Genomic DNA, 5,791 nt, shown 5'->3' with positions numbered 1-5,791 from the left:
GCTTATAGTCGAGCGCCGACAGTGGCTCGTCGAGCAAAAGCACCTTCGGCTGCGGTGCCAAGGCGCGGGCCAAGGCCACGCGCTGCTGCTGGCCGCCGGAGATCTGGCTGGTGCGACGACCGGCGAGTGCCTCCATCTTGACCAGCTTCAGCATCTCGGCGACGCGCGCCTTGATCTCGGCCCTCGGCTTACCCAGCATTTCCAGGCCAAAGCCGATATTGTCTGCGACCGTCATGTGCGGGAACAGCGCATAGGATTGGAAAACGGTGTTGACCGGCCGTTTGAAGGGTGGCAGCGGCGCGATGTCCTGGCCGTAGAGCAGGATTTCACCGGCGGTTGGGAAATCGAAGCCGGCGATCAGCCTGAGCAACGTCGTCTTGCCGCAGCCGGATGGCCCCAGCAACGTGAAGAATTCGTTCTCGCGGATAGATACCGAGACCGTGTCGAGGGCAGCCACCTGCCCCTCACCTGATCCGAAAATTTTGCTGACGTTTACTACTTCAATCGCATTCCGATCCGGTTTGTCCGGCACGATTACGCCTCACTGTTGACCCCGCTCTTGCTGGCGGAGCTCTTCCCCTGTTCGATGTGACCACATGGCCGGTGGGTTGGCAAGCCCGGCATTGGGTCACAGTTCAGTCAGTCATTGAGGCCTGCAAGCCCCATGCCATAGTCAGGCCTGATAGGTGATCTTGCCGCCGCAAATCGTCGTCACCGGCCGCACCTTGTGCAGATCGGCCGGGGCGGTGTTCTCGATATCCATCGACAAAACCACCAGATCGGCCATGTAGCCCGATCTCAGCGTGCCCTTGCGGTGCTCGGCGAATTCGGCGTAGGCGCCCTCGATCGTGTAACCGGCGATCGCTTCATGCAGCGAGAAACTCTGATCCGGGTCGCTTTCTGCCCATGGTTTGCGCAACACTGCCGCCTGAATGCCCAGGATCGGATCGATCGGCGACACCGGCCAATCGGATGCGAAGACGACATGCGCGCCGGCATCCTTCAAGGTCCGCCAGGCATAGCTCAGCGGCCAGCGTGCCGGCCCGATGCGCGACACCGTCGGCTCCAGCGGAAAATCCATGGCGCCGGGCGGATGCGGCGGTTGCATGGAAGCAATGACGCCGAGTTCTGCGAAACGCGGCACATCCGATGTGGTGGTGACCTCGATGTGCTCGACCCGGTGACGGCTGTCGCGCTTGCCGTTCGCCTTCTGCGCCGCCTCATAACCGTCCAGCACCGCGCGCACCGCGCCGTCGCCGATCGAGTGCACGGCGATCTGCAGCCCGCGCCTGTCGGCCGCGACGGCCAGATCGATGAATTGTTGCGGCGTGAACAGCGGCTCGCCCACCCAGTCGGGCCGGTCGGCATATGGCTCGACCATGACAGCTGTCCAGGAATCGAGCACCCCGTCGTAGAACACCTTGACCATGCCCGACGACAGCCATTCGCTGTTATAGCTTTCGGCCATACCAGATGCCTTGTCGAGCATGTCGAGCGTCATGAAATTCTTGTAGTGGAACGGGATCTTGACGCGGCAGGGCAAGCCTTCCTCGGCTTCGATCTCGGCCAGCAGCTCAAGCTGATAGAGGTTGCCGTCCATGTTCTGGATCGAGGTGATGCCGTGGCGGGCGCACCAGGCGAGCCCGCGCCGCATAATGTCGCGGTCGGCGTCCCGCTCGGCCGCCGTCGGCATCGGGTCCGGCTCGCCGCCGGTCGACAGCCCCAGCCGCACCCGGCTTTCGCCGGCAAGGTCGAGCACCGGGCCAAAGGCCTCGCCTTCGCGCAATTCGCCGGCGGCCAGTCCATCGTCACCCATGACAATCTCATTGCCAGGGCCGAGCATGCGCCCCTGCAGGATGCCGGCCATTTCCAACGCCTTGGTGTTGGCCCACATGGTGTGATGGTCGGGCGCCGCCATGCAGAACGGACGATCGGGCAAAATGGCGTCGAGGTGATGGCGCGTCACGCGCTCGCTGCCGAGCACGGTATAGTCGACGCCTTGGCCGACCAGCATCTTCGCGTCGGGCCGGGTAGGCGCATAGTCGCGGATCGCCTTCTGCAGCGCCTCGAAGCCATGGATACCGGTGAGTTGAAGGTGGGCAAGTTCAGCCCCGCCCGAAAACAGATGCATGTGGGCTTCGATGAAACCCGGCAGGACGGAGCCGCCCTTGGCGTCGATTACCTTGGTGGCCGGTCCCTTGAACTCTTCGATGGAGGCGCGGCTGCCGATGGCGATGATTGCGCCGTCCTTGACGGCGACGGCCTCGGCGGTGGGATTGTCGTCGTCGATGGTCAGTACACGACCACTGATGACGATCAGATCCGCATTGTGACCTGCACCTGTGACAGACATCGCGACTCCGCGCTTTTGACGACTGACTGAGACCGACAACCTCTTGGCCAACGACCTGCCACTCCACCGGAGCGGCGCCATGGGACGAAAAAGAATGCCAGCGCGCTGTCTTGGAAATTCCCCTTGTCATCCCAAGAGGCAGCGTGGATAAAGAATGCGACTGATTATTCGCGTTTGTCAACATACCGAATCTGGAATGTATCGTGGACAGCAAGCTCCCACCATGTTGAGACCGGGCGGGGAACGAGGACATCGGACGGTGAAGCGCAGTCTCGACCGCAAAACCAGGATAGCGCTCGAACCGCGCAAACAGCCGCGGCAACAACGCTCCAGCAAGGTGGTCGACCGGATTCTCGACGCAGCGCTGGTCTTGACGCGGGAGCAAGGAACCAAGACGCCGACGACGCTCGCCATTGCGCAGCGCGCAGGCTTGTCGGTTGGTTCGATCTACCAATACTTTCCCAACAAGGAAGCCATTCTTCTGGACCTCGCCCGGCGCTGGCTGTCATCCTTTCCCGAGGTGATCGCCAAGCGTATCAAGGTCGCCCCGCCCACCAACCGTGAAGAGTTTCGGCAGGAAGTGCGCAAGCTCTTCATCGACACGTCCAGACTCTACCTCGAAAACGCCAGCCTGATGCCGGTGATCGAGGCCATTTCAGGCAACGCCGACCTCAGGCCGATCCAGAACGAATATGACGAGCAGATCATCGCGCTCTACGCCGCATGGCTGCAGCATGTGAACCCGGCGCTTGAAGACAAGATCGCCAGCCGGCTCGGCGTGCTGATGATGGACGTCGGGCACGCCTGCCGGCTTGTCGGGCTGAAAAGAGACCGCAAGACATACGACCTCATCGAGGACGATGTGGAAAGAATGTGGCTCGCTCTGGTGAGCCCTTATCTCAATCTTGAATCTTGACTGATTTCGCACTTCGAGAGGAATTTATGAAGACTGTTTTCTCCCCCCTTCACGCCGGCCATGCCGGTCAAATGGAACTGGTCACATCAGCCATCGTGCCGGGTTTCGAAAAGCCATCGAGGGCCGAATTCATCAAGGCGCGGGTCGAAAGCGAGAAACTGGGTCCCATCATCGCGCCGCACGAACATGACCTCGCCGCCGCCAAGCGCATCCACAAATCAGACTATATCGACTTTCTCCCGACGGTCTGGCCGCAATGGCTGGAAGCAGGCCTCACAGGCACGGCGATGCCCTTCACCTGGCCGACGCGCGGCCTGCGCGGCGACGTGCCGCCAAAGCGCGTCGACGCGCTGCTCGGCTATTATTCCTTCGATGCCGGCGCCACTTTCGTCGAAGGCACGTGGGCCGCGATCAAGTCTTCCTACGACGTAGCGCTGACCGCCGCCGGCCTGCTCAAGGATGGCGAGGCTTCCGCCTTCGCGCTCTGCCGTCCGCCCGGCCACCATGCCGGGGCTGGCTTCATGGGCGGCTACTGCTACATCAACAACGCCGCCGTCGCCGCGCAATGGTTCCGCGACCACGGCGCCAAACGCATCTCGATCCTCGATGTCGACTACCATCACGGCAACGGTACGCAGGAGATCTTCTACGACCGTGCCGACGTCCAGGTGCTCAATCTGCATGGCGATCCGATGGTCGAGTACCCGTTCTTCCTCGGCCATGCCGACGAACGCGGCGCGGGTGCCGGCGAAGGCTTCAACATCAATTATCCGATGCCCTTCGGCACCGACTGGGATGCATGGAACGCCTCGCTCGAGGATGCCTGCGGCAGGCTCGCCGCTTATGCACCGGATGTCGTCATCGTCTCGCTGGGTGTCGATACGTTCGAGAAGGACCCGATCAGCCAGTTCAAGCTGAAGACGTCTGATTATCCCAAGATCGGCCGCCGCATCGCCAGGCTCGGCCTGCCGACGCTGTTCATCATGGAAGGCGGCTATGCCGTCGAGGAGATCGGCATCAACGCGGTCGGCGTGCTGACCGGGTTCGAGGATCGGTAAATGCCTGTCGTCCAGGAGCATCTGGCGGTTTTGGGACAACGACAGGCATAAGCAAAGGACCACCGGGACCGGGCGGCAACATCGCCCGGCTCCCACTATCGGGCCAGGGCCCCAGCCTTCGGCACAGCAACCGGCGCGCCCGTCTGTCCAATGCTCCCGAGCCTGGCGAAATCGACCAGCCGCCGAGGTGGCCGGCGAAGACTTTCGCGTCCCGGTCTTCTGTCCAGGGCGCGAAAACCGACTTGTGAGTCGCACATGAGTCCACCGGATTCGATTTTGTCAAATCGCGTTTGATGTCAGATTCAACTGCGGGTAGATTAGACCCGAATCAGCCGGTCCTGGGGGGCGCGGCGACCACCCAAAGTCTTTTGTTCCGGAGCTTTTCCGGCACCAGACGCGGACGGCTTCGCGTTCCCTGAATGGATTCGGGATTTGGTTCGGTGCAGCCCTGCGCCACGCGTGTGTCTTCGTCAAAGTAATGCGTATTCGGGTTCGGCGGCTGGCTTCCAGTATCCGGACAGCAGAAACGATTCCGGCCAAAAGCAACAAGAATGAGCAGTCCCGCCGCACGTCTTCAATCCGACACATTGGGCTCGCGCCTGACGTCGCGCGGCGATCTCACCAGCTTTTTCATGCAACTGACCGCCGAGATCGGCGCCGACAGCTACATGTTGGTCGCCATCGTCCACGACCAGGACCGCAACGATGCGCGCATCGTCTCCTCCAACTGGATTTTCGATGCCATCGAGCTGATCGGCAAGCGATTGATCGCCGGGCTTGCGCAAGGCGCGCTCACCGTCGCGCCAGGCATCCGCCCACAGCCGCTGGTGGCATCTCAAGCACCAGAAGCAGACGGATTGGTCACCGGCGAGGAAGCCCGCCTTCTCGACGTGCTCGGCCATGCCGAGATCTATTCGCTGCGCCTCAATGTCGGCCGCCAGCGCCTGTTTGCCCTGTTCTCTGCGGCGACCGCCGGCAGCATCGACCAGCCGGCGCTGATGCGCGCGCAGCTGAAATGCTGCTACGCGCTCTCGCACATCCCGCAACTGATTGCCGCCGCCGCCATGCAGGACCCGTTGTCGGATCGCGAGCGCGAATGCCTGTTCTGGGTTTCCGAAGGCAAGACCACCGACGAGGTCGCCGTCATCCTTGGCGTCTCCTCCAACACCGTCAACAGCTACATCACCCACGCCATCCAAAAATTCGCGGCCAGCAACCGCGCGATGGCCATCGCCACGGCGATCAGGAGCGGCATCATTTGAAACACGCCGATATCAAGGAAACGGCCGAAGCCCTTTTCAACGAGCAGCGCAACCCGTTCGGGGCCTTCACCCTTGGCTCCGAAACCCATCACGCGGTCACCATTCCCGATGCCGTGCGCCGCTGCCGCTGGATCGCCGTTGACATGAATGCCTCGGCTTTCGGCCTCTTCTTCGTAAGCCCCTCGCCCGAGCGGGCGCGGCT

At 62.2% G+C, this 5,791-nt stretch carries 5 protein-coding genes and 1 pseudogene; 4 read left to right on the top strand and 2 right to left on the bottom strand.

The window, feature by feature from the left end; translation table 11 throughout:
• Together EN991_RS20860 and EN991_RS20855 are read right to left on the bottom strand one after the other, a co-directional pair.
• Positions 1-532: ATP-binding cassette domain-containing protein (locus EN991_RS20860; RefSeq protein ID WP_127369445.1), on the bottom strand; the 532-nt coding region annotated here is incomplete at its 3' end.
• A 141-nt stretch (positions 533-673) separates the two neighbouring features.
• Complete coding sequence (locus EN991_RS20855) at positions 674-2,353, bottom strand: amidohydrolase (RefSeq protein WP_127369444.1); 1,680 nt, start codon at positions 2,351-2,353, stop codon at positions 674-676.
• Positions 2,354-2,507: 154 nt separating this feature from the next.
• Between EN991_RS20855 and EN991_RS20850 the strand changes: the two genes are divergently transcribed.
• From EN991_RS20850 to EN991_RS20835, 4 genes and pseudogenes are all read left to right on the top strand, one after another.
• Positions 2,508-3,269, top strand: coding sequence for a TetR/AcrR family transcriptional regulator (locus EN991_RS20850; protein ID WP_244506862.1), 762 nt, complete (start codon positions 2,508-2,510; stop codon positions 3,267-3,269).
• A 26-nt stretch (positions 3,270-3,295) separates the two neighbouring features.
• On the top strand, positions 3,296-4,327 hold the full coding sequence (locus tag EN991_RS20845; RefSeq protein WP_127367437.1) for a histone deacetylase family protein: 1,032 nt from the start codon (positions 3,296-3,298) through the stop codon (positions 4,325-4,327).
• Between the two features lie 551 nt (positions 4,328-4,878).
• On the top strand, positions 4,879-5,589 hold the full coding sequence (locus EN991_RS20840; protein WP_024502680.1) for a helix-turn-helix transcriptional regulator: 711 nt from the start codon (positions 4,879-4,881) through the stop codon (positions 5,587-5,589).
• A pseudogene (locus EN991_RS20835) lies at positions 5,586-5,791 on the top strand (helix-turn-helix transcriptional regulator); the annotation flags it as partial. The gene EN991_RS20840 and the pseudogene EN991_RS20835, both read left to right, overlap by 4 nt.

The sequence above is a fragment of the Mesorhizobium sp. M7A.F.Ca.US.005.03.2.1 genome, from assembly GCF_003997795.1.
Lineage (GTDB): Bacteria > Pseudomonadota > Alphaproteobacteria > Rhizobiales > Rhizobiaceae > Mesorhizobium > Mesorhizobium ciceri.
This window is presented reverse-complemented; position numbering and strand designations above follow the sequence as displayed.

What these genes read in the sequence shown, in the direction of transcription:
- EN991_RS20855 (WP_127369444.1), bottom strand. Translation starts at nt 2,353, where the DNA reads ATGTCTGTCACAGGTGCAGGTCACAATGCGGATCTGATCGTCATCAGT.
- EN991_RS20850 (WP_244506862.1), top strand. Translation starts at nt 2,508, where the DNA reads ATGCGACTGATTATTCGCGTTTGTCAACATACCGAATCTGGAATGTAT.
- EN991_RS20845 (WP_127367437.1), top strand. Translation starts at nt 3,296, where the DNA reads ATGAAGACTGTTTTCTCCCCCCTTCACGCCGGCCATGCCGGTCAAATG.
- EN991_RS20840 (WP_024502680.1), top strand. Translation starts at nt 4,879, where the DNA reads ATGAGCAGTCCCGCCGCACGTCTTCAATCCGACACATTGGGCTCGCGC.